Below are 26257 nucleotides of genomic sequence, written 5' to 3' on the forward strand. Positions count from 1 at the left end.
TGTTCTTGGGCTGTTTTCTGGCTTTTCTATGCTGCGACAACAATGAGTCTGATTGCTATGGAATTTGACGACGACGAGCTTATCCATTTCGAAGCGCACGGCGCTGCCCCGTTGCTGCCGGCGGCAGTCGACGGTCATGTCGCGCATGACGGCGCCCGTATCTGGTATGCGAGCTATGGCTCTGGCCCACCCGTCATTCTGCTGCATGGCGGCCTCGGCCATAGCGGCAACTGGGGCTATCAGGTCCCGGCGCTCGCGCGCCGCGGCCGCCGCGTCGTGCTGATCGACAGCCGCGGCCATGGACGAAGCACCCGCGATTCCCGTCCTTATAGCTATGAGCTGATGGCTTCAGATGTGCTCGCCGTCATGGACGAACTGCATCTCGACAAGGCGGCCATCATCGGCTGGAGCGACGGCGCCTGCATCGCTCTGATCCTCGCCATGGCGGCGCCGTCGCGGGTCGAGGGCGTCTTTTTCTTCGGCTGCAACATGGATCCGAGCGGCACGCGGGAATTCGTCGCGACTCCGGTCATCGACCGATGCTTCAGCCGGCACGCCAAGGACTATGCCGCGTTGTCCGCCACGCCGGATGATTTTAATCCATTCGTCGAGGCGGTCAGCCTGATGATGCGGACGGAGCCGAATTATCAGGCCGCCGACTTGGGCCTGATCCGCGTGCCGGTTGCGATCGTCCTTGCCGAGCACGACGAATTCATCAAGCCGGACCATGCCGAATATCTTGCCCGCAGCATTCCGAACGCTGAGATGATTTATCTCACAAGCGTCAGCCATTTCGCGCCGCTGCAGCGGCCGTCGCAATTTAATGCCGCTGTGGAATCCTTCCTCGATGGAATAGGCCGTGACGATCGCCGGGGTTGACCGCGGCGCATTCGCCAGTCCCTTCTTCCCGCCCTCTGGCCTCGCGCCCATTTGCCGCTATCTCTCGTTTCATGAGACCTGATGCGCTGCTTTATCCCGCCCCCGAGGGGCTCTATTGCCCGGAAGGCGGCTTTTATGTCGATCCGGTGCGGCCCGTCGAGCAGGCGCTCGTCACCCACGGCCATTCGGACCATGCCCGCCCCGGCCATGTGAACGTGCTTGCCACCCGCCAGACGCTCGACATCATGCGCTTGCGTTACGGCGACGGTTTCTGCGCCAGCGAGCAGGCGGCAGCTTTCGGCGAGGAACTGCTGGTCAACGGCGTCAAGGTAAGTTTTCACCCGGCCGGCCATGTGCTCGGCTCCGCCCAGATCGCCATCGAGAAGAACGGTACCCGCATCGTCGTCTCCGGCGACTACAAGCGCCGCCCCGACCCGACCTGCGCCGCCTACGTGCCGGTTGCGTGCGATGTCTTCATCACCGAGGCGACCTTCGGCCTGCCGGTCTTCCATCATCCCGATCCGATGGACGAGATTGGCAAGCTTTTGGCATCGCTGCGGCAATTTCCCGAGCGGACCCATCTCGTCGGCGCCTATGCGCTCGGCAAGGCCCAGCGCGTCATCCGGCTGCTGCGCGATGCCGGTTATGCCGAACCGATCTATATCCACGGCGCCATGGAAACTCTCTGCGACTATTACATCGGGCAGGGCATCGATCTCGGGGAACTGCTGCCGGCGACAATCGAAAGCCGCGACAAATCCGCCTTCAGGGGTGCGGTCGTCATCGGCCCGTCATCGGCCTTCGCTGACCGCTGGGCCCGGCGCTTTAACGAGCCGCTGCCGGCCTTCGCCTCCGGCTGGATGATGGTGCGCCAGCGCGCTAAGCAGCTCGGCGTCGAACTGCCGCTCGTCATCTCCGATCATTGCGACTGGCCGGAACTGACGGAAACAATCCGGGAGCTTCACCCGGCCGAGGTCTGGGTAACGCATGGCCGCGAGGAGGCCCTGGTGCGCTGGTGCCAATTGCAGGGCATCAAGGCGAAGCCGCTGCATCTGGTGGGTTACGAGGACGAGGGGGATTGAAAGTGGAGTTTGTCGCTGAGAACCGCTCCCCAATCGCTGCCCACAAGGGGGAGGGGCGTTCGTGCCGCGCCCGTCGCATTTCTCGCTCCCTCATGCCTGTGCTTGTCACAGGAATCCAGCCACCGCGCGTCGGCGCGGTGAAAGACTCATGCAACGAAAAAGAGCGTCCCGCGTCCAAGGACTTGGACGCACTGGATTCCTGTGACATCCCTCGGGTCAAGCCCGAGGACAGGAATGAGGGAGCACCCGTGGGGCCTCTTCACGCCAGTGGGAGGCACCCATGAAAGCCTTCGCCGATCTCCTCGACCGCCTGGTGCTGACCCCCGGCCGTAACGGCAAGCTGAAGCTTCTCACCGACTATTTCCGCGACACGCCGGACCCTGACCGCGGTTACGGCCTTGCCGCCATCGCCGGCACGCTGGAGGTGCGCAACGTCAAGCCCGCCATGCTGCGCGAGCTGGTGCTGGAGCGTATGGACGAGGTGCTGTTTCGCTATTCCTACGACTATGTCGGCGATCTTGCCGAAACCATCTCGCTCGTCTGGGATAATGAGAGGGATATCGACCGCTCGGCCCTTGCCCAGCCGCGTCTCGGCGAGATCGTCACCGGCATGAATGCCCTCGGCCGAACCGAAGTGCGCAGCTACGTCCGCGACCTTCTCGACCGGCTGGATTCGTCCGGCCGTTTCGCCTTCATCAAGCTTGCCACCGGCGCCATGCGCATCGGCGTTTCCGCCCGCCTTGCCAAGCAGGCGCTCGCCGATCTCGGCGACAAGGACGTCACCGAGATCGAAACTCTCTGGCATGGCCTGCAGCCACCCTATGAGACGCTGTTCGAATGGCTGGCGGGTGGCGGCGAAAAACCGGTCCTGGCCACACCGGCGATATTTCATTCCGTCATGCTCGCCAATGCGGTGGAGGAGGGGGATCTGACCGGTCTCGATCCGGCGAATTATGCAGCCGAATGGAAATGGGACGGCATCCGCGTCCAGCTCTCCCGCTCCGGCGACAGGCGCAAGATCTATTCCCGCTCCGGCGACGACATATCAGGCGCCTTTCCCGATATTCTCGACGCGATCAATTTTTCCGGCGTCGTCGACGGCGAGCTCCTGGTCGGCGGCACCGCCCGCTCCAATAGCCCGACCCGCACCTTCTCGGACCTGCAGCAGCGCCTGAACCGCAAGACGGTGACGGCAAAGATGCTTGGCGATTACCCCGCTTTCATCCGCACCTATGACCTGCTCTTCGATGGCGACGACGACGTCCGCGGCCGCACCTATGTCGATCGCCGCGACCGGCTGACCGAGATCATCGACCGCGCCCCCCATGACCGTTTCGACCTCTCGCCGCTCGTGCCGTTCTCGTCGTGGGAAGAGCTCGATACTCTGCGCGCCGCCCCGCCCGATCCGGTCATCGAAGGCGTGATGATCAAGCGCCGCGACAGCATCTACCAGGCCGGCCGCATGAAGGGTCCCTGGTTCAAGTGGAAGCGCGACCCCTATAATGTCGATGCGGTGCTGATGTATGCCCAGCGCGGCCACGGCAAGCGCTCCAGCTACTATTCCGATTTCACCTTCGGCGTCTGGGCCGATGACGAGGACGGCGAACAGCTGGTGCCCGTCGGCAAGGCCTATTTCGGCTTCACCGATGCCGAGCTCGAGGTGCTCGACAAATTCGTGCGCAATAATACCACCGAGCGTTTCGGCCCGGTGCGGGCCGTGCGCGCCGACAAGGATTTCGGCTTCGTCGTCGAAGTGGCCTTCGAGGGCATCAACCGTTCGACCCGGCACAAATCGGGGGTCGCCATGCGCTTCCCCCGCATCGCCCGCCTTCGCCCCGACAAACCCTCCTACGAGGCCGACCGGCTGCGCACGCTGATCGCCATGATCGAGGCCAAGCCGGCGTGAAGTTGCAAGCCCTGCGCAACAATGACGCAGGGCAATATTTTCAACAGCATGTGTATTGGCGGCAACGATCTTCCGGTGCAGATTCTGCGTGCCGGGGAAATGATGGATGCTGCGTTATGAGCTCGCGTGAACGAAATTCCCTTTTCCTCCAGCGCCGTGCCATCCTGGCGGGTCTTGCCGGCGCACTTATCCTGCCGCGCATGGCGGCCGCGTTCGATGTCCCGGACGAGCCGCGCCTTGCCAAGCGCGACTATACCAAGGTCCGCCACCATTTCCGCACCAAGCTGTTGCAGAAGGGCCCGGCGCCCGACAAATACGAACCGCTGAATGCGCCTGCCGATGCCGACAAGATCTTCTACCGCTCCGGTTACGGCGAGCTGGAGCTGGCGGCCTTTGTCTCGAAATACAAGCGCGAGCGCGCCGCCAGGCCGGCCGTGCTCTTCCTGCACGGCGGCAATGCCATGGGCATCGGCCATTGGCAGCTGATGAAGCCTTATACGGATGCTGGTTACGTGGTGATGATGCCGTCGTTGCGCGGCGAAAACGGCCAGATGGGCAATTTCTCCGGCTTCTACGACGAGGTCGACGACGTGCTCGCCGCCACCGAGCGCCTGGCGCATCTGCCGGGCGTCGATTCCGAGCGCCTCTTCATCGCCGGTCACAGCATCGGCGGCACGCTGACAATGCTGACGGCGATGAGCACCCACAAATTCCGCGCCGCTGCACCGATTTCAGGCAACCCCGATGCCTTCCGCTTCTTCAACCGCTATCCCCAGGACATCCGTTTCGACGATAGCAACGCGCATGAATTCGAGGTGCGTTCGGCGCTATGTTACGCCCACAGCTTCAAATGCCCGGTCCGTGTCGTCCACGGCACCGAGGAGCCGCATTTCAACGACCGCGCCGATCTGCTGGCCCGCCGCGCCCGCGGCGCCGGCGTTCCCATCGAGACGGAAACCGTCGCCGGCAACCACACCTCGGCGCTGCCGGCCGAGATCGAACAGAGCATCCGCTTCTTCCGCGGGGTGGCGGCCTGACTTTCGCCGCCGCCTTTCCCACATCAACGCCAGCTTCGCGCCAGCCGCAGATGCCATCGTTCCGGCAGATATCGCTGTCTCGCCGATCGTTGATAAGGGTGGTTCCATGAATTTTCTGCGCCGGGTCTTCCCGCTTGCCGGGCTCGTGATTGCGGTTGCGTCGCTGAGCGGCTGCAACATCCTCATTCCCGATGTCGCCGCCGATTCGCCCGCCCGCTTCGTCCAGGAAACCTCGCCGGTCTTCTATCAGCCGCCCGGCGTCGATCCGCGCCGGGTTCGGCCGATCCCCGATCAGCCGGTGCCGCAGACGCGCGAGCTCTACAAGACCCAGTTCCACCAGACCTATGGCCTGCCGGTCACCAATCCCGTGCACATGGCGATGTATGGCCAGCAGCGTGACGAGGATTTCACCCTGCCGGCGATCCCGGTCAGCCGCGTGCAGCCGCAGTTCCTGCGCCAGGAGGTCGATTATCAGACGACCGAGCGCCCCGGCACGGTGATCATCGATACCAAGGCGCATTTCCTCTATTTCGTCGAGGGCAGCGGCAAGGCGATGCGCTACGGCGTCGGCCTCGGCCGCGACGGTTACTCTTGGTCCGGCCGCGGCGTCATCCAGTGGAAGCAGAAATGGCCGCGCTGGACGCCGTCGGTCGAAATGGTCTCGCGCCAGCCAGAAGTTCGCCCGTTTGGCGCGGAGAATGGCGGCATGAATCCGGGGCTGATGAACCCGCTCGGCGCCCGCGCCATGTATATCTTCAAGGACGGGCAGGATACGCTCTACCGTGTCCACGGCACACCCGACTGGCAGTCGATCGGCAAGGCCACCTCGTCGGGCTGTGTGCGCATGCTGAACCAGGACGTCGTCGATCTCTACGACCGCCTTCCTGCCAAGGCCGAGATCGTTGTGATGTAGTGCTGCAACAGCGCTTCCCATATCGTCTGCTTCTGGCGGGACACGTCTGCGTGAAGCTATGGTTTATTTGGCGCAAGCCGATAGATATTCCTAATATCGTTATCGGCATCGGACGAATCACCGGTTTAACCGGCGTCTTGTCCGGCTTCCCGTATCAAAGGAAATCAGTCTCGCGTCATGAGCTTCGATAGACATCTTTCCCGCCGCAGCTTTCTTTCCTATTCGGCGTTGACCGCAGCCTCCGCGCTCACCGGCTGCGCCTCCTCAGCCAACACCGTGACATCAGGCGATACGACGATCATTTACCGTTCGCCCATGCGCCTGTTCCAATCGATGGGAACATCGAGCGTGCCGAGCGGGGCGGAACTTGCCGTCATGTATGGCCCCATCGAAGACGGCGGCTTTCTCATTCCAGCCGTTCCCTACGAGCAGATCGATCCGCGCTATTATCGCCAGCGCGTCGTCGATCCCACTGGTCAGCCCCCCGGCACCATTGTCGTCGATACGCCGTCGCGCTTCCTCTATCTCGTCCAGGGCGACGGCATGGCGATGCGTTACGGCGTCGGCATCGGCCGCGAGGGTTTCGCCTGGCAGGGGTCGGGCGTCATCCAGTGGCGTCAGAGATGGCCGCGCTGGAAGCCGCCGAACGAGATGGTCGCCCGTCAGCCCGAACTCGTCAAATATTCGATCGAGAACGGCGGCATGGAGCCGGGTCTGAAGAACCCGCTTGGCGCCCGCGCGCTCTATATCTTCTCGAACGGAGAGGACACGCTCTACCGCCTGCACGGCAATCCCGACTGGCGCTCGATCGGCAAGGCCGTCTCGTCGGGCTGCGTGCGGCTGATGAACCAGGATATCATCGATCTCTACGACCGCGTGCCGACAAAGGCGCCCATCGTCGTCTGGCAATGATCGTCACCGAGGCGGCCGCAATCCGGCCGCCTCGGATCGATCGCTTTTCCCGGGCAAGCCGGTGCTTTCCCCCAGGCAAGTGGTTGCTTTATCCCAGGCAAGGTGGCGCTTTGCCCCGGAAAAACAGGTGCTTTCTCCTGACGCAAGAGCTTCGTTTTGCCCCCTCGAGAGAATTATTTTCCGAAATACCATTGCTTAATTTGCTAAATATCCTACATGGTGCGTATCGAATTGCTTGCGACCTTTGTCCACGCGCTTGAGCGCTCCGTCAGATATCCTCTCAACATCGATACGGCTTGTCGGACATCTTTCCGCAGGCGAACACAAACGGTTGAAAAGGAGATCGTTATGAATTCAGGCGTCGTCAAGTGGTTCAATGGCACCAAAGGTTTTGGCTTCATTCAGCCCGATGATGGTTCTACGGACGTTTTTGTCCATATCTCAGCGGTTGAACGCGCCGGAATGCGCGAACTCGTTGAAGGTCAGAAGATCCGCTACGATCTCGTCCGCGACAAGAAGTCCGGCAAGAATTCGGCCGACAACCTTCAGGCCGCATGATTTGTCATTCGCCTACGCTGACCACGGATGTACTGGCAGCGGGCTGACCAAACTGGCAGCGGGCTGAGTGACTGGAAGAGGTCGGGTTCGAGCCCGGCCTTTTTGCTTTGCGCAGGCCTTGTGATTGACCGATTGAGCAGCCGAAGAGTTGAAGGGACGCTGAAATGGGCAGACAAAACTATAAAGTCGGCGACATGATCGTGCTGAAATCCGGCCTCACTCGAACGGCGAAAGCCAACAAGCGGTGCCGGATCTCCAGCATCCTGCCCAACGACCACGGGCATGTGCAATATCGTGTCCAGTTCGACGCGGAGAATTTCGAGCGCCGCATCACTGAGGCCGACATCGACACCGGTGAATCTCCGTCGAGGGCTTCCCCCGAGGTGGCAGCCAAGTCCGACGGCGCCGAGCCCTGGCTGAAGTTTTCGAGCATCAAAATCGGGAAGTAGTTCCGGGTTTTTTATTTGGCCCGGGTTTTTTATTTTGGACAGTGCGGCCTCGCCGCCGCGACAGGAAGGATATCGTTTTGCAGGTACTCGTCAGAGATAACAATGTCGATCAGGCGCTCCGCGTGCTCAAGAAAAAGATGCAGCGGGAAGGCCTGTTCCGGGAAATGAAGGCGCGCAGCGCATTTGAGAAGCCGTCCGAGAAGCGCGCCCGCGAAAAGGCCGAGGCCATTCGCCGCCAGCGCAAGCTCGCCCGCAAGAAGCTGCAGCGCGAAGGTCTGCTGCCGGCACCGAAGAAGGTTCTCCGCCCCACCCGCTAATCCCGGGCGTGGCCCAACCGCGGCATCACGGCCCAACCGTGGCAATCACGGTTCAGCCGTGAATCATGGTTTCTGCCGTGGAGCCATGGCTTACAGCGCCGCGCGTCTTTTCCAGACACGCAAAGGAGGCTGTAACACTTTGAATTTCAGCATAATTCCTTGAACCGATTCCGATTTGAGGAACTATGCAGTAACGCCGCCATCACCTGGGAAAGGGGCCTATGACCGCCACCAAGGGAGAATTCTTCAATCCCGCCAAGCTTTCGTCTCGCGACAAGGCGGAAGCGACCGATCACACTGCGCGCGCCATTATTGCCGCTGAGGCATCGGCCCGTGACAAGAAGACGGAGAAGCTGAAGGCGCTGCGTTTGCAGCAGGAGGCCGAGGCCGAACCTAAGGCGGCGCCTGCAAAGAAGCGCCGGTCGCCGGCCAAGCCGCGGCCCTGATTTCTCGGCGCGCACGCCGGCTCCACCGAGTGCCGGCTCTACGGGGTGAATGCGTTCAGCCGCCGCCCGTGCCGGCCCGCCCGAGATTGCCCCGCAGCCGATGCAGCATGTCGCGCATCTCGGCCATTTCCTGAAGCGTGCAGCCTGCGGCTTGCCCGATCGCCGTCATGATCGTATCGATCTCTCCTTTCATTGCCTCACCTCTAGGGGTCAGCGACACGATCACCTGCCGTTCGTCGCGCAGGTCGCGGATGCGCTTGATCAGCCCGCTCTGTTCCAGCCGTTTCAACAGCGGCGACAGCGTGCCGGAATCGAGATCCAGCTGCTCACCAATCGTCTTGACCGGCAGTTCGCCGCGTTCCCACAGCACCAGCATCACCAGATATTGCGGATAGGTCAGGCCGACCCTGTCGAGGATGGGCTTGTAGGCGCGGGTGAAAGCATGCGCCGTCGCGTAGACCGCGAAGCACAACTGCTTTTCCAGTCGCTTCTCCTCTTGCGGTATCTCCATCGTCTTCGTCGTTTGCGCTCTCATATCTATTATCCCTGAAGCCTGATTGTCCTCTTTCCGAAATCGAAATGCAATTTGCAAAATTTACTTGCGTGCAATTTAATTGTGCGATAATAAAAATCCAACCCGATCGAAGGGCCAACCAAAGGAAATTGTCATGCCTATTCTCTATACGACCAAAGCCTCTGCCACCGGCGGCCGCGCGGGCCGCGCCGTTTCCGAAAACGGCGTTCTGGACGTGACGCTGACCGTTCCCAAGGAACTCGGTGGTGACGGCGCGACCGGCACCAATCCCGAACAGCTCTTCGCTGCCGGCTACTCCGCCTGCTTCCTCGGTGCATTGAAATTTGTCGCGGGCCAGCAGAAGGTCAAGATTCCCGAGGACACGACGGTCTCCGCCAAGGTCGGCATAGGCCCGCGTGAAGATGGCGGCGGCTTCGGCATCGAAGTGGCGCTGACGGTCAACATCCCAGGCCTCGACCGCGAAGCCGCCGAAAAGCTCGCAGCCGCAGCCCACATCGTCTGCCCCTACAGCCACGCGATGCGCACCTCGACCGAGGTCCCAGTCACCGTCGCCTGATCGATTTTAAAAACTTGGTAGCCGTATCGGCTGCCGCCATCTGCCCGCCGGACGGCGCGCTGTCCGGCGGGCCCCGGCGTTTCTATCGTTATTCATGACAGCGCCTGCAGATCCTGCCGCAGCCGGGCGGAGCCGCCTTTCGGCAGCTTTCCGTCGATCATCGCATGTGTGCTTTTCCAGATCGGCAGCGCTTTTGCCAGCACCGCCTTGCCCTCAGGGGTGAGGCTCAGCAGCCGGCCGCGCCTATCCCGCGGATTCTCCGTCACCGTCACCCAGCCCTTGCGCTGCAGCGGCTTCAGCGCCGCCGTCAGCGTCGTCTGATCCATGGCGAGCAGCGCAGCGACCGGCCCCATCGGCGGTGGCTCGGGCCGGTTCAGCGACATCATCAGCGAAAACTGCCCATTGGTCAGCCCGGCCGGCCTCAGCGCATCGTCGAACAGCCGGGCAAGCGCGCGTGCTGCCCGCTGCACATGCAGGCAAAGGCAGGTGTCGCGCACCATCAGCGTCGTGGAAAAAGGAATCTCGATCAAATTTGACATGCTCAATTTCTATTGATATCAATCTATTTAGTCAAGGAGAAGGAGATGAGCCGGCTTCACCGGCAAGCGCCGGAGGAGGGCGCATTCCATGCAGAATGAAGTTGTATCCCGCGAAGAGTGGCTCGAAGCCCGCCGTGCCCTGCTGGCAAAGGAGAAAGAGGCGACGCGGCTGCGCGACAGCGTCAACGCCGCCCGTCTGGCGCTGCCCTGGGTGAAGGTCGACAGGGATTATGTCTTCGAAACGCCGGAGGGCAGGAAGTCGCTCGCCGATCTCTTCGACGGCCGCAGCCAGTTGCTGATCTACCATTTCATGCTTGGCCCGGATTGGGATGCCGGCTGCACCGGCTGCTCCTTCCTGTCGGATCATGTCGATGGCGCCCTGCCGCATCTGAACCATCACGACGTCACCTGGGTCGCCGTTTCGCGCGCACCGCTCGATAAGATCGCCGCCTATAAACAGCGCATGGGCTGGAAATTTCCCTGGGTTTCTTCCTTCGGCAACGATTTCAATTTCGATTATCACGTTTCTTTCAGCCCGGAGGATCTTGCCAAAGACAAAGTCTTCTACAATTTCACGCCTATGCCGCCGGCTGATGCCAATGACGAACTGCCGGGCCTCAGCGCTTTCTACTGCAACGACAAGGGCGAGGTCTTCCATACCTATTCGAGTTATGCCCGCGGGCCGGAAGAACTGATCGGCACCCTGATGATGCTCGACCGCGCGCCGAAGGGCCGCAACGAGGACAGCACGATGAATTTCGTGCGCCGCCACGACGAATATGAGGAGGCCGCCAAGGTGCCATCCTGCTGTCACTGAGCCGGAGCATGATGCCGAAAAGTGCAAGCGGCTTGGCCGGGAAAGTCGCGAAGTGACTTTCCCAGGATGCGGAAAAACTAACATCACCATCATTCAAGGGAGAAGAGGATGATGAAGACCGCTGAAGTACTGAAGGAACATTCCTTCCTGGAAAGACTTGTCGGCGACTGGACCGTCACCGCACCCGATATGAGTGGCGGCGAGCCCTGGACGGAGACCGTCCGCTCGCTGCACGGCATCTGGTTCGTCGCCGAAGGGACCGGCCGGATGCCGGATGGCAAACAAGCCACCAGCATCCTGACGCTCGGCTACAATGCTTCGAAAGCTAAGTACATCGGCAGCTGGATCGGCAGCATGATGGACTATATGTGGGTCTATGAGGGCGAGGTCGACGCGTTGGGCAATGTGCTCGACCTCTATACGACAGGTCCCGACTTCAACACCGAAGGCCTTACCGATTATCGCGAGCAGATCATCTTCGTGGACGCCGATCATCGCACTTTCGTCTCCAGCACCAAACAGCCGGATGGCTCGTGGAAGCAGTTCATGGAAGCGCATTACGCCCGCAAGATCTGACAATCACGGCGGGCCCCAAACCCCAAAAACGGGGCCCAGGAAAAAGCGGCGTCGAAAAAGGGAGAGTACGATGTCCAAGACGCATGGAAAGTTCATCTGGTGCGAGTTGATGACCCCCGACACATCGGCCGCGGCGAAATTCTACAGCTCTGTCGTCGGCTGGACCACCTCGGAAATGAAGGTGGAGGGCATGCCCACCTACACGATCTTCGAGGCGAACGGCATCGGCGTCGCCGGGCTGATGGAATTTCCGGCCGAACTCGAAGGTAAGGGCATTCCACCGAACTGGACGGGTTATGTCGATGTCGACGACGTCGACCAGTCGGCCAAGGATTTTGCCGCCAATGGCGGTTCGGTCCGCCGTCCGCCGGAAGACATTCCGACCATCGGCCGCTTCGCCGTCGTCGCCGATCCGCATGGCGCGGTGCTCTGCATCATGACGCCGGCGCCGATGGAGAAACCCATGCCGGAACTGGCCTTCGATGCCCCCGGCAATATCGGCTGGCGCGAACTCTATGCCGGCAATGGCAAAGAGGCGCTGGCCTTCTATTCCAAGCTGTTCGGCTGGACGAAGGACAGCGAGATGGATATGGGACCGATGGGCGTCTACTACATCTTCGCCCATAACGGCAGGCAGACCGGCGGCATGATGACCAAGCCGGAAAACATGCCGATGACCTTCTGGTGCTATTATTTCATCGTGCCCACCCTCGACGCCGCGATCGAACGTGTCACCTCAGGCGGCGGCACGGTCGTCAACGGCCCGATGGAAGTCCCCGGCGGCAGCTGGATCATCCAGGCCACCGACCCGCAAGGCGCCTTCTTCTGCCTGGTCGCACCGAAGCGGTAGGGTTTGGGAGCGACGTTGGCGGTGGGTGGTTGGCCCCTCATCCGCCTGCCGGCACCTTCTCCCCGCTTGCGGGGCGAAGGGGATACGCCGCAACCTCTCCGTTCCCCACCCACCTCTCACAGGGCACGTCCCTCTCCCCGCGAGCGGGGTTCCGCAGCACGGGTCGAGACGAGTGGCTCTACCCGGGTAAGTTAGGGTGAGGGGGGGCAGCGGCCCCACGCCACATCCTCGCCATCCATCACCCCGCAACCGAAGCAAAAAACCCTTCCGGACTTTCCACCTCCACCAGCCGCTTCCTCTCGATCAGCCAGAACCGGTTTCCCACCGCCCGCACGAAACTGCGGTCGTGCGAGACCAGCAGGCAGCTCGCCTCATGCGCCATCAACTCGCTCTCCAGCGCCTCCTGCCCGTCGATGTCGAGATGGTTGGTCGGTTCGTCGAGCAGATAGAAGTTCGGCTCCGTCAGCCGCAGCACCAGCATGCCGAGCCTGGCCTTCTGGCCGCCGGAGAGCTGGCCGATCGGTTTTGCCTGCATATCGATCGTCATGCCGGCGCCGGCCAGCAAGCCCCGTGCCCGCTGATCGCCGACATCGAAGCGGCGGATAATCGTGCCGATCGGCGTGTCGGTATCGGCAAGATCGGCAAGCGCCTGGTCGCCATAGCCGAGAACGAGCGAAGGCGTCGCCTTGACGCTGTCCCGCGCCGTCTCCGGTCTTTCGATCGCCTCTTTCAGCATCGACACCAGCCGCGACTTGCCGGCGCCGTTGAGGCCGAGCAGCACGATGCGGTCGCCCTGGCAGATGAATTGCCGGCCGGTCTTGAACAGCAGCGTTCCATCCGGCGTCGTCACCGCCGCATCCTCCAGCGTCACCAGCACCTTGGCATGTGTGCCGCGGTTGGAAAGCCGGATGGCGCCGGCCGAGCGCTCCACATGCGCCGGTTTTGCCGCATCCTCCAGCTTCTCCGCCCGCTGCTTGAGCTGCTTCGTCTTGACGACGAGCAGATCGCTGCCGGAATTGATACCGATATTGTTGAGCTTCGCCGCCTGCTTGCGCAGTTGCTCCGCCACCTTCATGTCGCGCTCGTAGCGCCGCGCCTCCGAGGCGTCGGCCTCGTCGAGGGCAGCGCGCGCCCGGCTATAGGGCAGGGCGAAGACCGGCGATTGCTCCGGCCGCAGGAACAGCGTCCGGTTGGTCGTCGCATCGAGGAAGGCGCGGTCGTGGCTGGACAGGATAACCGGCACGTCGCGCGGCAGCGCATTCAGCCAGCTCTCCAGTTGCGAGATCTTTTCGAGGTCGAGATGGTTGGTCGGCTCGTCGAGCAGAAGCACGTCGGGCTCGCCAACCAAGGTGCGGGCAAGCATGGCAAGCCGCTGCCATCCGCCGCTCAACTGCTTCAATGGCCGGCCGCGCATGACCTCCAGCACTTCGAGCGATTCCAGCACCACGTCGACACGCCAGCTTTCGCTTTCGGCCTGATCGGCCGGCAACGCCTGCAGCACCGCATCGTAGAATGGCGTGTCGAAAAGGGCAGGTGGCACATTCTGCGCGACATGGCCGACGGTCAGCCCGCGCGCTTTGGTGATCTCGCCCTCGCTCGGCTCCAGCGCGCCGGTGATGCAGGCAAGCAGCGTCGATTTCCCCCGCCCGTTGGCGGCGACGAGGCCGATGCGGTCGCCAGCATTGACGACGAGATTGAGCTTGGAAAACAAAGGATTGCCCAGCGTCACGCCGAGATTGCGGATATTGATGAGTGTCATGATCGTTCTCTGGTCTTGACCGGGTATCAAGCGCGGTCCGGGGCGTTCAGCCATCACGGAATTTCGCGGTTCGGACCCGGGAAATGAGAATGCGCGCTGTCATTTACGGCGCCGCATTGGCCACGAGGGCAGACCAGGAAGAGATGTCGAGAAACGGTCTCTGGTCAGCCCTGCAAACGCATTTGCAGGGCGTTGACGGGACCACGCTGGCGATTAAACCGAAAATAATATTGCATTGCGTGATCCTCCTTTCTCAAAAGCTTGCGCGATCCAAATAACATTGCCCGCAAAAAGAGGCAAGGGAGCTCGGAGTCACCGATATTCCCGGCGCCGCGCCGATGCCGGTAGTTCTGAGGGCGATCCAGACGATTGCCCTAGCCTTATAAAGGTTTAATATCGGATCAAGACATTTGATATTAAATCAGTTGATTTGATATCCGTCTGGAGAAAGATGTGGCACGATCAGAACCACAGAGTGCAATGCGGGCGCCGCTCGACACCGTGTTCGGGGTCGATTCCAACGTTCGCGTTCTGCGTGTCCTCGCTGCCCATGGTGGACCGCTCTCCAGTTCGGACATCACACGGCGAGCGAAGCTCTCGAAGACCGGCACGCGACAGGGTCTGATCTCCCTGGAAGAATGTGGTGCGATCGTCACCGAAGTGGGACACAGTCGCCTGCACAGGTTCAATCACGATTATTATCTGGCGCCGCAGATCAAGGCGCTGTTCGGCGCCGAATCCGTGAGATTCGAGAAGATGCTCGATGCCGTACGTCTCAGCGCGGGAGAACAGACGCCGGATCTTTCGAGTCTCTTTGTCTACGGTAGTGTAGCAAGGGGTGAGGATCGCCGCGGCAGCGATCTGGATATCGGCCTTGTCGCCCGCCAGGACGTCCTTGCGGGAATTGTCGAAAAGGTGAGAGGGAATCTGCGGCAGTCGTCAAGGTCGCTAGGCTTCACTCCTTCGGTCGTCGGCTTGGACCTCGATGACGTTAGTCGCCTCGACCGCGATGGGAATCCTTGGTGGAACTCGATGCTCGAAGACGCCATCGTCCTGCAGGGAGCACGCCCAGAGGATCTTGCGGCACGGGTCAGGGAGCGCGCGGATGGTTAGAACCGGTCCACGAAGAAAAAGGACGGCACCTATGTTGCTGGACGGCTCGCCGTCGCTCGTGGCTTTCTCAAGGATGCTCGCAACGGCAATGCGGTCGCCGATCCCGGCGACATTGGAAACCCCTCGATATCCAACGTGATCAACTGTGCGATCGCCTATGCAGACGCGGTCACCGCCAAGTTTAAGGGCGAGATCAACCAAGGAGATCATCAGGCGGTCGTCAAACTCCTTCGTGGCGCACTGGGCAACGAACTGCCCAACAGACAGGAAGCAAATCTGAAGACACTTCTCGAACAGAAGGACGAAGTGCAGTACGGTTCGAGGGCGAAGACGCGTGATGACGCGTTACGCGCCCTTGAGCGCCTCGAAGAGTTCGCAGCCTGGGCCGAAGTCGTTCTTTCGAAATAACCGCCGTGGTGCCGGCATCGGCGATGCCAGTGGCGGTATATGGCTGGCCGGCAATTGGCATGCGTCCGCATGTCTTTGGCGCAGTTGCGACCCAATTTCTGATTATCCGGCCCGCTCGCCGCCAAGCAGCTCCAGCCTCCGCGTTATCCCGATACTCCTGAGGAATGTCTCGTCGTGGCTGACCACCAGCAGCGCGCCGTCATAGGCGCGCAGTCCTGCCTCGACCGCGGCGATCGAGTCGATGTCGAGATGATTGGTCGGCTCGTCGAGGATCAACAGCGGCGGCGGTGCCGAGCCAAGGACGCAGGCAAGGCCCGCCCGCAGCAATTGCCCGCCGCTCAGCGTCGATACCGTCTGTAGCGCCGCATCGGCCCTGAACATGAAGCGGGCAAGGGCAGCCCGGCAGGTATTTTCATCGGCCTGCGGATTGATCCAGCGAAAATTGTCGCGGATCGAAGCCGACGGATCGAGCAGGCTCACCTTCTGATCGAGCATCGAGAAAGCGGTCATGACGCTGACCGTGCCCGCCCAGGGTTTCAGCGCGCCGGCAACAAGCGCCAACAAGGTCGTCTTGCCCGAGCCGTTGCGGCCGGTGACGGCGATACGCTCGGGTCCCGTCATATCGAAGGAGAGATCGCGGATGACGGGATCATCAGGCTGGTAGCCCGATGTCACGCCATCTATCCTCAGCACGATCTTGCTGGCGGGCAGTCCGGTTGGTGGCAGGGTGACCGACAAGGGCTGGAGGATCTCGATCTTCCCGCGCGCTGCTGTTGCCTCTTCCATTGCCTCGGCGCGCCGGCGGTCGGCGAGCCGGGCATTGTCGCCACCCGTCGTTTCGCTCCGTTCCTTCATGCCGCCGAGCATGATGCGCGGGATGCCGCCCTTGGCTGCGACCTCCCGCCCAGTGCTGTCCCTGTGCGCCTGACGCTCCACCGTCGCCTGCGCCTTCTTCGCCACCTCGGCCATGCGTTTTTCGGCTTCAGTGAGATCATGCTGTGCCGCCGCGAGCTCAAGGGCCTTGCGCTCGCGATAATGGCTCCAGTTGCCGCCGTAGCGCGTGGCACCGAGCGACGTCAGCTCGACGATCGCATCGACGCTGTCGAGCAGTTCCCGGTCATGGCTGACGATGATGGCGCCGGCCCGCCAGCCTGAGATCAGCGCGATCACCGCCTCGCGGCCGTCGCGGTCGAGATTGTTTGTGGGTTCATCGAGCAGCAGGAAATCCGGTTCGGTGAAAACAAGCGCGGCAAGCCCGGCACGGGTGCGCTGCCCGCCAGAGAGCACGGCAAGCGGCGTCTCCGGCGGTGCGTTGAGCCCCGTCCGATTGAGCGCTGCGGCGATGCGCGCCTCCAGCATCCAGTCCGCCGATGCGAGCTCATCGGCCGTTGCTTCGCCGGCTTCGGCGCGGCGAAGAATAGCGAGCGCATCGGTCACGCCGAAGAGATCGGCGACCGTTTCCTCGAGCGCCACCTGAATACTCTGCCGCAGCACACCGAGGCTGCCGCCGACGGATACCGTCCCGGAATGCGGATGGACCTCTCCGGAGACGAGCTTCAGCAGCGTCGTCTTGCCGACGCCGTTGCGCCCGACGAGACCGGTCCGCTCGGCCCCGAAACTCAGGTCGAGATTGGAAAAAAGTGGCCGCCCGTCAGGAGCGGACCATGAAATTTGGGAGAGAGTGATGGATGCAGGCATGAATATGGATTTCCCCGTTGGCAAGGCGAACTGGCGTTGCGATCGGGTTGAAATCCATTGCGGCACACATCCTGTTGAAATGGTCGATGGCAGGTAATTTAGGGAATAAAGGCATCCGGTTCAAGGCAACGCAGCCAATCGGGCGGCAGACAGCGATCTTGCCGCCCTTCTTCTGCTTGCAGCAGCCGGCGGATTTGTCGCTTCAGGCTGCAGAATGTTCCGCACACGGAGCGCAGGGCTGCCGTATTCGATTGCTCTGCAGTTACACGGTCTGCCTCACGTAGATCTCAGGATCAAAATCAACGCGCCTCGCTTTTCCGTCAGGCGTTTTCAAGACAAGCTCGACTCCGCCTCCAAGAGAATGCATGTACCGCACGATGGACGACAGGAGGACATCGTCGGCGCTTTCGATTTTCGAAACAGTGTTCTGCGTCATGGCCGCACGCGTAGCGACCTCTTGCTGTGTTGCATGCATCGCTTTGCGCACTTCCGCCAAGGCTTTGCCCAGACGACGCTCCTGACGTTTCATGTCGAGCCGGGCACGAACATCTTCTGGAAGTTCGTCGCGTAACGTCTTCCATTCAGTGCTCATTTTTCTTCTCCTTCAGCCACGCACCGAACCGCGCGTCAGCTTTGTTGATCAGTTGTTTGTAAAAGAGCGCTTTATTCATGCCTTGCTTGTCTCCTCCGCAAAGGATGATGGCACTTTGAGCGGGATCGAAGGCGAAAGCAAAACGCCAGACCTGTTTGCCAAATTTGACTCTGATTTCCTTCATATTCGCATAATCGGAACCTGAAAGCGTATCGACCTCAGGGCGCCCTAAGAACGGGCCATCATCTTCAAGGTGGTCGAACACTTCGCCAACCAGTTCTTTTAACCCCATCTCCAGTTCTTTCCATTCAGGAACGAAGTCGGGATGGAATTGAACCTTATATGTCATCGGCTGCCTAAGAAATATATATTTAAAGATATAAAATCAAGATCGAGATCAAACAAGCTGGATTGAGAGACGTGGCTCAACCCAAGCAGCTCGAATGAGGGACAGAACACCGCGTTGCTGCCTTTCACTGGTCGCTCAAGGCGTTCTCGATGATGCTTCTTACCCTTCATCTGCCTGCGGGCATCGTCCTTCGGACCCAGGGAAGAAGAGACCCAGGCTCACCGCTTCAAGCTCCCCAAGATCCCGCGCACCAGTGCCCGGCCGACTTGCGTCGCAACAGTGCGCGCCACGCTCTTCATCGCTGCTTCCACCACCGTTTCGCGCTGATAGCCGGACGCCCGGCCGCGCGACTGGCCGCGACCCTGGCTGTCGTCATTGCTGCCGCCGAAGCCGGGAAGGGTCCAGCCGGAGGTGGTGCCCGGCTGCTGCTCTGCCGCTTCTTCCTGCGCTCGCTTGGCGGCCTCGGCATCGGCCGCCTTCTTTGCCCGCGCCACCAGCATCTCGAAGGCGGATTCGCGGTCGACATCCTCGTCATAGATGCCAAGAACCGGGCTCTTGTCCATGATCTGCCGGCGCTCGGCATCCGTCACCGGGCCGACGCGGCCGGATGGTGGGCGGATCAGTGTTCGCTCGACGATCGAAGGCGCGCCCTTGGCCTCAAGTGTCGAGACCAGTGCCTCGCCGGTGCCGAGATTGGTGATGACGGTGGCGCAATCGAAGGCCGGGTTGGCACGGAATGTATCGGCCGCCGTCCTCACCGCTTTCTGCTCGCGCGGCGAATAGGCGCGAAGCGCATGCTGCGCCCGGTTGCCGAGCTGGGCGAGCACCGTTTCCGGCACGTCGAGCGGGTTCTGCGTGACGAAATAGACGCCGACGCCCTTGGAGCGGATCAGCCGCACCACTTGCTCGACGCGTTCGGTCAGCACCCTTGGCGCGTCGTTGAAGAGCAGGTGCGCCTCGTCGAAGAAGAAGACGAGCTTCGGCTTTTCGGGATCGCCCACCTCGGGCAACTCCTCGAAGAGTTCGGAGAGCAGCCAGAGCAGGAAAGTGGCGTAAAGCCGGGGGTTCATCATCAGCTTGTCGGCGGCCAGCACCGAAATCTGGCCGTAGCCATTATTGCTGGTGCGCATGATGTCCGAAATCTTCAGCGCCGGCTCGCCGAAGAAGTGCTCCGCACCCTGCTGTTCGAGAACGAGCAGCGCCCGCTGGATCGAGCCGACCGAAGCCTTGGAGATCAGCCCGTACTGGTTGGAAAGTTGGCTGGCGTTCTCGCCCATATAGTTGAGCAGCGAGCTGAAATCCTTGAGGTCGAGCAACGGCAGCCCGCCCTGGTCGGCGATCTTGAAGGCGATGTTGATGACGCCTTCCTGCGGTTCGGAGGCATCCATCAGGCGGGCGAGCAGCAGCGGTCCCATCTCGGCGATGGTGGTGCGCACCCGGTGGCCCTTCTCGCCGAACAGATCCCAGAAGATCACTGGAAACTGGTCGAATTCGTAGTCGGTAAAGCCGATCTGCTCGGCGCGCTTCGTCAGGAAGTCCTTGGGCTCGCCCCTGGCGGCGATGCCGGAAAGATCGCCCTTGATATCGGCCGCAAACACCGGAACGCCGGCCCGCGAGAAGCCTTCGGCCAGCACCTGCAGCGTCACCGTCTTGCCGGTGCCGGTCGCGCCGGTGACGAGGCCGTGGCGATTGCCGAATTTCAGGTCGAGATATTCCGGCTTGTTGATGCTGTCATCGGGATTGCGGCTCGCGCCGATGAAAATCTTGCCTTCCTCGATCATTCGGAATGCTCCTTGGGCTGTGCCGCCATTTGTATGAGAAGGCGTGCTTCTGCCGCCTTCATCGAACCATCGTTTCCCTGTTATAAGCAGGCATGCGCATGCGGACAACTGTTTGCATTGAAAGCAAAACCGGACAAAGTGCGGCCCGGGGAGGGGCCGGCTTGAGTTGTGGTCGAATCTCGATTAACGTTGACGTTAACGTCAAAAAACAGGAGGCTGACGATGAATGAAATTGTGACCCAGATCGCCGATCGCGTGGGTATTGCGCCTGATCTCGCCGAAAAGGCGCTCGGCATGATGCTCGGCTTCCTGCAGCGCGAGGCCGCCGATGGCCCGGTTGCCAAGATGATCGAAGCGATCCCCGGCGGCGCTGATCTTGTCGCCCAGTTCAACGGCGCAGGTGCCGGCGGCGGCGGTCTGCTCGGCGGGCTGATGAGCTCGCTCGGCGGCGGCGGCATCATGGGGCTCGGGCAGCAGCTGATGGGCGAAGGCCTCGGCATGGGCGAAATCACCTCGCTTGCCAAGGAAACCATCGCGATCGCCAAGCAATATGCCGGCGAAGAGGTCGTCGACGAGGTCGTCGCTTCCGTCCCGGGCCTCAGCCAGTTCGTCTGAAACGAGAAGTCGGCAGGAGCCTCGCTTTGTTGCGGGGCTCGCTGTTCTCGCCACACCGGGGTGAAAAGCAAGCGCTGCCCCTATCGAAGGAGAGCAGATGACCGTCTGGCGCCCATCGCAGCAGATCAGGGTGAAGGTGATCGGCCTCGCCTGGCGGAAAGACCAGTTGCTTGCCGCCGAGGTGGAGGACGACAGCGGCCGCATCAAGGGCGTTCGCCCGCTCGGCGGCGCGATTGAATTCGGCGAGAGCCGCGAAGAGGCCCTGCACCGCGAATTCAGGGAGGAACTCGAGACCGATATCCGTATCGTCGGTCCCTGGCATCTGCTTGAAAACATCTACGAACATCAAGGCGCAATCGGTCACGAATACATCTTCGCCGCCGATATCGAACTGGCCGATGCGTCGCTCTATCAGCGCGACGAAATCCGCTATTCCGAACTCGACGAGACGGCGGCGACGGCGCGCTGGTTCGGCCGCGACAGGCTGCAGGACGCCGGCATCGATCTCTATCCGACAGGTCTCGACAGGCTGCTGTCGCGCTGGCGCGATTGAGCTGGAGATCGCCCGCTGTGAGGCGCCATATTCCGATCGCCAAACCTTGATCGTCGGCCCCCGCTTCCGGGGAACAATGAGGTCATCGTGCTGTTTCTGTCGCATCGCTGAAACCATAGGGAATAGCATCATGCGTATGTTTCTTGCAGCAGCCTCGATCATTCTCCTCGGATTCGCCACGCCGGCCTTCTCCCAGGCGCTTGCTGATATGGATTATAGCGGCCGCTTCGGCGGTATGCCGCCCGGCACGGTGCCGGGGGCGGAATCCAGCAGCGGACTCGTGATTCCGTTCGATTCTGTCGAAACCGGTGATATCAACGTCGTCATTCCGCCGGATCGGCCCACATGCCCGCGCCCCGGGACGCGTCAGTACCGCGCGGCCGAGCGCGACGGTACGCTAAGCGACGCCTGCCGCTGACGGGATAGTCCCGGGTATAGAAAAGCAGGACCGGCTATTTGTCGTTTTTGTGCAGCACGACGCCGAGTTCATGCCACTGCCGCCTGTCGCGCTGGATCAGTTCGTCGGCGCAGATCGGTCCCATGCTGCCCGGCGCGTAAGCGTCAGGCACGCTCTCATCCCTAGCCCAGATATCGAGGAAGGGTTGCACCGCCGCCCATCCGGCCTCGATCCCGTCGGCGCGCTGGAACAGTGTCTGGTCGCCGATGAAGAGATCATAGAGCAGTGATTCATAGCCGGTCGTCTTGGCAATATCGAATTTGTCGGCATAGCGGAAATCGAGCGAGACCGGCACGGTATCGACGGAAAGCCCCGGCGATTTGATCGAGATTTTCATGCTCATGCCCTCGTCCGGTTGCACCTGGATCACCAGCCGGTTCGGCGGCAGGCGGCGCTTGACGTCGGTCTCGCGAAACTGCGCGAAGGGAACCGGCTGGAAGGTGATGACGATCTCGGTGTCGCGCGCCGTCAGCGCCTTGCCGGTCCTGAGATAGAAGGGCACGCCGGCCCAGCGCCAGGTATCGGCATAGAGCTTCAGCGCCACGAAGGTCTCGGTCCTGCTGTCGGGCGAGACGTCCTTGGTATCGCGATAGGCCGGAAGCTCAGCACCATTGAGCGGCCCCGCGCCATAGGCGCCGCGTACGCCATGCATCTTGGCCTCCTCAGGCGTATAGATGCGCAGCGCCTTCAGCACCTTGCTCTTCTCGTTGCGGATCGCTTCGGCATCGAAGCTGTTCGGCGGTTCCATGGCGATCATCGCCAGCAGCTGGAAGAGATGGTTCGGCACCATGTCGCGCAGCGCGCCGGTTGCATCGTAGAATTTGCCGCGGCTGCCGACATCGACGATTTCGGCGGCGGTGATCTGCACATGGTCGATGTAGCGGCTGTTCCACAAGGACTCGATCATCATATTGGCGAAACGCGCCGTCATCAGGTTCTGCACGGTTTCCTTGCCGAGGAAATGGTCGAGCCGGTAGACTTGGCTTTCCCCGATCTGCGCGAGGATCTGTGCATTGAGCGCCTGCGCCGAGGCGAGATCGGTGCCGAACGGCTTTTCGATGGCGACGCGGCGGAAGACGCCGTCGCTTTCATTGCTCAGCCCATGAGCGGCAAGTTTCTCGACGATCGTCCCGAAGAAGGATGGCGGCACCGCGAGATAGAAGGCGGCATTGGCATGCGGCCCCAGTCGCTTGCCGATCTCGGCGAAAATATCGTCCTTGGTGAAATCGCCGGACGTATAGGAAATGCGCCGGCGCAGGCTTTCCCAGGCTTCGTCCTTCACCGTTGGCGCTTCGCCGCTCAGATGGTTGAGGAATTGATCGAGCCGCCCGCGCAGGAATTCGTCGTCACCCGGTTCGATGCCGATGCCGAGAATGTGGAGATCCTCGCCGACCAGGCGGCTGCGCGTCAGATTGATGATCGCCGGCACCAGCAAGCGGCGCGTCAGGTCTCCCGTGGCGCCGAAGATGACGAGAGTGACCGGCGGGGTAGGGGCAGCGTCCATGTGTCATCTCCGTGGAATTTGCGGCCGACTATACCGCGCGCCGGCTGTGTCGCAACATATGCAGGCGAGGGATAACAGGCATTTGACACCATGCGGAGTGGCCGACCCTCGCGTCACCTTGGCCGGGGCGGCCGACTACCCTTTCACCGCCACCATGAAGATCCTCGGAAACCTGAGCAGCACCCGCCCGTCCGACATCTTGGGATAGGCCTTTTCCAACCGCTCCAGATAATCCGCCAGGAATGCCTCGCGATGCTCTTCGCCGGCATGGGCGAGATAGGGCATCAGCCCGGTTCCCTTCACCCATTCGACGATCGCCTCAGCAGCCGCCATCGGGTGATTGTAGATGGTGTGCCAGATATCGACGCGCGAGGCTTTGGCAATCAGCCTGGAGTAATAGCTGGACGGCGGCGGCAGCGGCTTGCGGCGCATGCTCTTCGCCTCGAAGGCGGCCTTCCACGGGCCGGCATGGGCGGTCTCTTCCATTGCTAGATGCGAGGGTTCGCCGAGATTATCGGGCATCTGCACGGCAAGAACGCCGCCTTCGGAAAGCCCGTCCATCAGCCGGTCGAAGATGTCGAGGTGATCGGGCAGCCATTGGAAGACCGCATTGGCAAACAACAGGTCGGCGGGTTCAGCCGGGTGCCAGCTGGCGAGATCAGCCTCGACGAAGGCTGTGCCCGGCAGCCGTTTGCGCGCCGCCTCCAGCATGTTCATGTCGCTGTCGACGCCGGAGACGCCGTCCGCCCCATAGCGCTCGATGATCAGCTCGGTCGAATTGCCCGGGCCGCAGCCGAGATCGATGGCATGACGAATGTTTTGCAACGGCACCTGTGCCAGAAGGTCACGCGACGGTCGCGTGCGCTCGTCCTCGAATTTCACATATTGGCTGGCGGACCATGCCATGGCGGTACCTCCTGGTGTCGGGCCACGTCTTCCATGCGCATCGTGTCGATGTTGCTGCCGTCGAGCTTGACGACACGGGCCAAGCCGTCACCCTCGATCTTCAGACACAAGTATTTTGTCGACGCGCCTCCCGTCGAGATCGATGACCTCGAAGCGCCATCCACCTCTCGTGAAGCTCTCCCCCAATTCGGGCAGATGTTTCAGCTCCTCCAACACCAGACCGGCCACAGTCTGATATTCCAAGTCGTCATCGAGCCTGAGGTTTAAGAATTCAGCGAACTCGTCAATCGGCGTCCAGCCCGACACGAGGTAAGAACCGTCATCTCGACGAGCGATGGCCTGTTCATCGACAGGTCCCTCCTGGAGAGCCCCCATGATTGCTTCCAAAATGTCACCCGACGAGACAATCCCCTCGAAGTGGCCGTACTCGTCGAAAACCAGCACCATGTGAATGGGCGATTTCCTGATGGCTTCAATAACATTGATGGCAGTTGCAAGGTCTGAAACCACCGGGACATCTTGCGTCAGCGCCTTGATGTCGACAGTGCCGTGTTCGGACATCGAGTCGTAGAAGTCCTTGACCGGAAGGATCCCGATCACCTCGTCCGAACTGCCTTTTCGAACCGGCAACCGCGACCGCTTCGTCCTGTGCAACTGGGTCCGAATTTCATCAAGGCTGTCGTCAATATCGATAATTTCGACGTCGCGTCGGGGCGTCATAAGTGCTCGGGCGGTGCGGTCAGCCAGCCGCATGACACCCGATATCATCGCGGACTCTTCGCTTTCGATCACTCCAGCCGACTGCGCCTCGGCCAGAACGGTCTTGATCTCTGCGTCAGAGACATTGTCGCCACCTTTTCCTGCCTGGCCCAGGAGCTTGAGCACAAGGTTTCCGGAGGCGTTCAGAAGCCACACGAGTGGCAGCGCAATTTTTGAAAGGACCGCCATAGCGGGTGCGACCTTGGCCGCAACCGCTTCGGGTTCCCGTAACGCGATCTGCTTTGGAACAAGTTCGCCTATGATCAGCGAAAGATAGGTGATTGCCACCACGACTGAACCCACGCCAAGGGCATCAGCGGCTGTCGATGACATTCCTTGGACTTCCAGCCATCCGCTCAGGCGGCCGCCGAGCGTGGCCCCTGAGAAAGCGCCGGATAGAACGCCGACCAGCGTGATGCCGATCTGCACCGTAGAGAGAAAACGACCGGGGTTTTCGGCAAGTTTGATCGCTTGAGCTGCACCCTTGCTTCCATTGTCGGAGAGAACCTTCAGGCGGGCTGTTCGAGAAGACACGACGGCCAGCTCAGACATGGCGAGCACACCATTCAGGATGGTGAGAAACGCCACAATTCCAATTTCCAGAAACACAGGGACCCTATTCGTTGAGGTTGTAATGCCGCGTTCGTCAGGCGAAGCGGCGAGGCATTCGAAGGGACGCTCTTATACGCATATACGCATCGCCTGTCGTCTTTCCATTATCGTGTTGACATCAGTTCAGGTTCCATAAGGCCGCTTCCTCTGAAGTGAAAGTCAGGGCCATCGGTAAAACCGGCAGGCTGCGGCCACCCGTCATTGACAATGGGAAGCGGCCCTCTCTGCGGGAGCCTTGATAGGCCTGAGGCGAGGCGGAGGTCATCGCACCGTCTACAATGGTCGCCTGCTTCCTCGGCCGGGAGATCCCGGTTGGAAGGAGCGGAGCTTGTACTGGATGGGTCGCTGTCAGGCATATCGCAATTTTGACGGTGAAACAGTGCCGACGCAAGAGGCGCCGGGCGAAAATCCTTATAGCGTCTTGATGTGACAGTTTTGAAAAGGAGAGCAGCACCTCGTTTTGGTTGAGGATTTCGGCTGGTTTTCCGCTTTTCTGCAAAAGCGCCTGGTAATGACCGAGCTGTCGGCAGAGGGAATTTGACGGGATGGAGCGTGGGGACTGCGGCGCGTCCCACGAGCTGGAATAGCGATCTGGTAAAGAGGTGGAGCCAAGGACAAAGTTACCTACAAAGTCAAAGTTAGCGTTGTTTAAACGTCTGAAAGGACGCGCGGCGCTCGAGCCTATGACAAATCTGGTGCTGACGAAGGAATTGCGAACCGGGCCTTAATGGTGAATGATTGTTGTGACCGCGAGCTGCTCTGGTTTCTCGTGGAGCTTC

At 61.2% G+C, this 26257-nt stretch carries 29 protein-coding genes; 19 read left to right on the forward strand and 10 right to left on the reverse strand.

Annotated features, from left to right (window positions below; all coding sequences use genetic code 11):
• Nucleotides 1-57 precede the first annotated feature (57 nt).
• From HFO71_RS11380 to HFO71_RS11425, 10 genes are all read left to right on the forward strand, one after another.
• Nucleotides 58-879, forward strand: coding sequence for an alpha/beta fold hydrolase (locus HFO71_RS11380; RefSeq protein ID WP_168287837.1), 822 nt, complete (start codon nucleotides 58-60; stop codon nucleotides 877-879).
• Nucleotides 880-950: 71 nt separating this feature from the next.
• Nucleotides 951-1961 (forward strand): ligase-associated DNA damage response exonuclease, encoded by a 1011-nt coding sequence (locus tag HFO71_RS11385; RefSeq protein ID WP_017959550.1) that lies wholly within the window; start codon nucleotides 951-953, stop codon nucleotides 1959-1961.
• A gap of 280 nt (nucleotides 1962-2241) precedes the next feature.
• Nucleotides 2242-3867, forward strand: a complete 1626-nt coding sequence (locus tag HFO71_RS11390; RefSeq protein WP_168255135.1) for a cisplatin damage response ATP-dependent DNA ligase — start codon at nucleotides 2242-2244, stop codon at nucleotides 3865-3867.
• Between the two features lie 116 nt (nucleotides 3868-3983).
• A complete protein-coding gene (locus HFO71_RS11395) occupies nucleotides 3984-4904 on the forward strand; it encodes an alpha/beta hydrolase family protein (protein ID WP_077975930.1) in 921 nt (306 codons plus the stop codon).
• Nucleotides 4905-5010: 106 nt separating this feature from the next.
• Nucleotides 5011-5817, forward strand: a complete 807-nt coding sequence (locus tag HFO71_RS11400; protein ID WP_168255130.1) for a L,D-transpeptidase — start codon at nucleotides 5011-5013, stop codon at nucleotides 5815-5817.
• Between the two features lie 177 nt (nucleotides 5818-5994).
• Nucleotides 5995-6729, forward strand: a complete 735-nt coding sequence (locus tag HFO71_RS11405) for a L,D-transpeptidase family protein (protein ID WP_077975933.1) — start codon at nucleotides 5995-5997, stop codon at nucleotides 6727-6729.
• Nucleotides 6730-7077: 348 nt separating this feature from the next.
• Nucleotides 7078-7287: a cold-shock protein gene (locus tag HFO71_RS11410; RefSeq protein ID WP_003546468.1), complete on the forward strand. Its 210-nt coding sequence runs from the start codon at nucleotides 7078-7080 to the stop codon at nucleotides 7285-7287.
• Nucleotides 7288-7451: 164 nt separating this feature from the next.
• Nucleotides 7452-7736: a hypothetical protein gene (locus HFO71_RS11415; RefSeq protein WP_020049097.1), complete on the forward strand. Its 285-nt coding sequence runs from the start codon at nucleotides 7452-7454 to the stop codon at nucleotides 7734-7736.
• Between the two features lie 77 nt (nucleotides 7737-7813).
• Nucleotides 7814-8053 (forward strand): 30S ribosomal protein S21, encoded by a 240-nt coding sequence (rpsU, locus tag HFO71_RS11420; RefSeq protein ID WP_003546477.1) that lies wholly within the window; start codon nucleotides 7814-7816, stop codon nucleotides 8051-8053.
• 221 nt (nucleotides 8054-8274) lie between these two features.
• Nucleotides 8275-8499 (forward strand): hypothetical protein, encoded by a 225-nt coding sequence (locus HFO71_RS11425; protein WP_003546479.1) that lies wholly within the window; start codon nucleotides 8275-8277, stop codon nucleotides 8497-8499.
• Between the two features lie 55 nt (nucleotides 8500-8554).
• Here HFO71_RS11425 and HFO71_RS11430 read toward each other — a convergent pair whose 3' ends face one another.
• On the reverse strand, nucleotides 8555-9043 hold the full coding sequence (locus HFO71_RS11430; protein ID WP_026265067.1) for a MarR family winged helix-turn-helix transcriptional regulator: 489 nt from the start codon (nucleotides 9041-9043) through the stop codon (nucleotides 8555-8557).
• A gap of 124 nt (nucleotides 9044-9167) precedes the next feature.
• On the opposite strand from HFO71_RS11430, the gene HFO71_RS11435 reads away from it, so the two are divergent.
• Nucleotides 9168-9590, forward strand: a complete 423-nt coding sequence (locus tag HFO71_RS11435) for an organic hydroperoxide resistance protein (protein WP_077975934.1) — start codon at nucleotides 9168-9170, stop codon at nucleotides 9588-9590.
• Nucleotides 9591-9682: 92 nt separating this feature from the next.
• On the opposite strand, the gene HFO71_RS11440 is transcribed toward HFO71_RS11435, so the two are convergent.
• Nucleotides 9683-10129, reverse strand: coding sequence for a MarR family winged helix-turn-helix transcriptional regulator (locus HFO71_RS11440; RefSeq protein ID WP_020049099.1), 447 nt, complete (start codon nucleotides 10127-10129; stop codon nucleotides 9683-9685).
• Nucleotides 10130-10217: 88 nt separating this feature from the next.
• Here HFO71_RS11440 and HFO71_RS11445 point away from each other — a divergent pair, with 88 nt between their 5' ends.
• From HFO71_RS11445 to HFO71_RS11455, 3 genes are all read left to right on the forward strand, one after another.
• Nucleotides 10218-10946 (forward strand): DUF899 domain-containing protein, encoded by a 729-nt coding sequence (locus HFO71_RS11445; RefSeq protein WP_168258151.1) that lies wholly within the window; start codon nucleotides 10218-10220, stop codon nucleotides 10944-10946.
• Between the two features lie 108 nt (nucleotides 10947-11054).
• Nucleotides 11055-11522 (forward strand): DUF1579 domain-containing protein, encoded by a 468-nt coding sequence (locus tag HFO71_RS11450; RefSeq protein ID WP_168258152.1) that lies wholly within the window; start codon nucleotides 11055-11057, stop codon nucleotides 11520-11522.
• Between the two features lie 70 nt (nucleotides 11523-11592).
• Nucleotides 11593-12372: a VOC family protein gene (locus HFO71_RS11455; protein ID WP_077975940.1), complete on the forward strand. Its 780-nt coding sequence runs from the start codon at nucleotides 11593-11595 to the stop codon at nucleotides 12370-12372.
• Between the two features lie 238 nt (nucleotides 12373-12610).
• On the opposite strand, the gene HFO71_RS11460 is transcribed toward HFO71_RS11455, so the two are convergent.
• Entirely contained in the window at nucleotides 12611-14131 is a 1521-nt protein-coding gene (locus tag HFO71_RS11460) for an ABC-F family ATP-binding cassette domain-containing protein (protein WP_221988106.1), read from the reverse strand.
• A 453-nt stretch (nucleotides 14132-14584) separates the two neighbouring features.
• Here HFO71_RS11460 and HFO71_RS11465 point away from each other — a divergent pair, with 453 nt between their 5' ends.
• Nucleotides 14585-15244, forward strand: a complete 660-nt coding sequence (locus HFO71_RS11465) for a helix-turn-helix domain-containing protein (protein WP_231285192.1) — start codon at nucleotides 14585-14587, stop codon at nucleotides 15242-15244.
• 135 nt (nucleotides 15245-15379) lie between these two features.
• Nucleotides 15380-15652: a hypothetical protein gene (locus HFO71_RS11470; RefSeq protein ID WP_206103010.1), complete on the forward strand. Its 273-nt coding sequence runs from the start codon at nucleotides 15380-15382 to the stop codon at nucleotides 15650-15652.
• A 102-nt stretch (nucleotides 15653-15754) separates the two neighbouring features.
• Here the strand turns inward: HFO71_RS11470 and HFO71_RS11475 are convergent, their stop codons facing one another.
• The 4 genes from HFO71_RS11475 to HFO71_RS11490 all read right to left on the reverse strand — a co-directional run bounded on the left by HFO71_RS11475 (nucleotide 15755) and on the right by HFO71_RS11490 (nucleotide 20072).
• On the reverse strand, nucleotides 15755-17350 hold the full coding sequence (locus HFO71_RS11475) for an ABC-F family ATP-binding cassette domain-containing protein (protein ID WP_221988108.1): 1596 nt from the start codon (nucleotides 17348-17350) through the stop codon (nucleotides 15755-15757).
• Nucleotides 17351-17612: 262 nt separating this feature from the next.
• Entirely contained in the window at nucleotides 17613-17942 is a 330-nt protein-coding gene (locus tag HFO71_RS11480) for a helix-turn-helix domain-containing protein (protein WP_077975949.1), read from the reverse strand.
• A complete protein-coding gene (locus HFO71_RS11485) occupies nucleotides 17932-18291 on the reverse strand; it encodes a type II toxin-antitoxin system RelE/ParE family toxin (RefSeq protein ID WP_026265072.1) in 360 nt (119 codons plus the stop codon). The genes HFO71_RS11480 and HFO71_RS11485 overlap by 11 nt, the downstream gene beginning before the upstream one ends.
• A 218-nt stretch (nucleotides 18292-18509) precedes the next feature.
• The gene (locus tag HFO71_RS11490) at nucleotides 18510-20072 is read right to left on the reverse strand and encodes a helicase HerA-like C-terminal domain-containing protein (protein WP_077975951.1); all 1563 of its coding nucleotides are present in this window, start codon (nucleotides 20070-20072) and stop codon (nucleotides 18510-18512) included.
• Between the two features lie 222 nt (nucleotides 20073-20294).
• Here HFO71_RS11490 and HFO71_RS11495 point away from each other — a divergent pair, with 222 nt between their 5' ends.
• The 3 genes from HFO71_RS11495 (at nucleotide 20295) to HFO71_RS11505 (ending at nucleotide 21658) form a co-directional block, all read left to right on the forward strand.
• A complete protein-coding gene (locus tag HFO71_RS11495) occupies nucleotides 20295-20687 on the forward strand; it encodes a hypothetical protein (protein WP_003546502.1) in 393 nt (130 codons plus the stop codon).
• Between the two features lie 97 nt (nucleotides 20688-20784).
• Nucleotides 20785-21240 (forward strand): NUDIX hydrolase, encoded by a 456-nt coding sequence (locus HFO71_RS11500; protein ID WP_168258155.1) that lies wholly within the window; start codon nucleotides 20785-20787, stop codon nucleotides 21238-21240.
• 76 nt (nucleotides 21241-21316) lie between these two features.
• On the forward strand, nucleotides 21317-21658 hold the full coding sequence (locus HFO71_RS11505; protein ID WP_077975954.1) for a hypothetical protein: 342 nt from the start codon (nucleotides 21317-21319) through the stop codon (nucleotides 21656-21658).
• Nucleotides 21659-21692: 34 nt separating this feature from the next.
• On the opposite strand, the gene zwf is transcribed toward HFO71_RS11505, so the two are convergent.
• From zwf to HFO71_RS11520, 3 genes are all read right to left on the reverse strand, one after another.
• Nucleotides 21693-23201, reverse strand: a complete 1509-nt coding sequence (gene zwf, locus HFO71_RS11510; RefSeq protein ID WP_221988109.1) for a glucose-6-phosphate dehydrogenase — start codon at nucleotides 23199-23201, stop codon at nucleotides 21693-21695.
• A gap of 135 nt (nucleotides 23202-23336) precedes the next feature.
• Nucleotides 23337-24107: a trans-aconitate 2-methyltransferase gene (gene tam, locus HFO71_RS11515; protein WP_131641496.1), complete on the reverse strand. Its 771-nt coding sequence runs from the start codon at nucleotides 24105-24107 to the stop codon at nucleotides 23337-23339.
• An 87-nt stretch (nucleotides 24108-24194) separates the two neighbouring features.
• Nucleotides 24195-25475 (reverse strand): hemolysin family protein, encoded by a 1281-nt coding sequence (locus HFO71_RS11520; protein WP_131641495.1) that lies wholly within the window; start codon nucleotides 25473-25475, stop codon nucleotides 24195-24197.
• Between the last annotated feature and the right edge of the window lie 782 nt (nucleotides 25476-26257).

The sequence above is a fragment of the Rhizobium laguerreae genome, assembly GCF_019778565.1.
Lineage (GTDB): Bacteria > Pseudomonadota > Alphaproteobacteria > Rhizobiales > Rhizobiaceae > Rhizobium > Rhizobium laguerreae.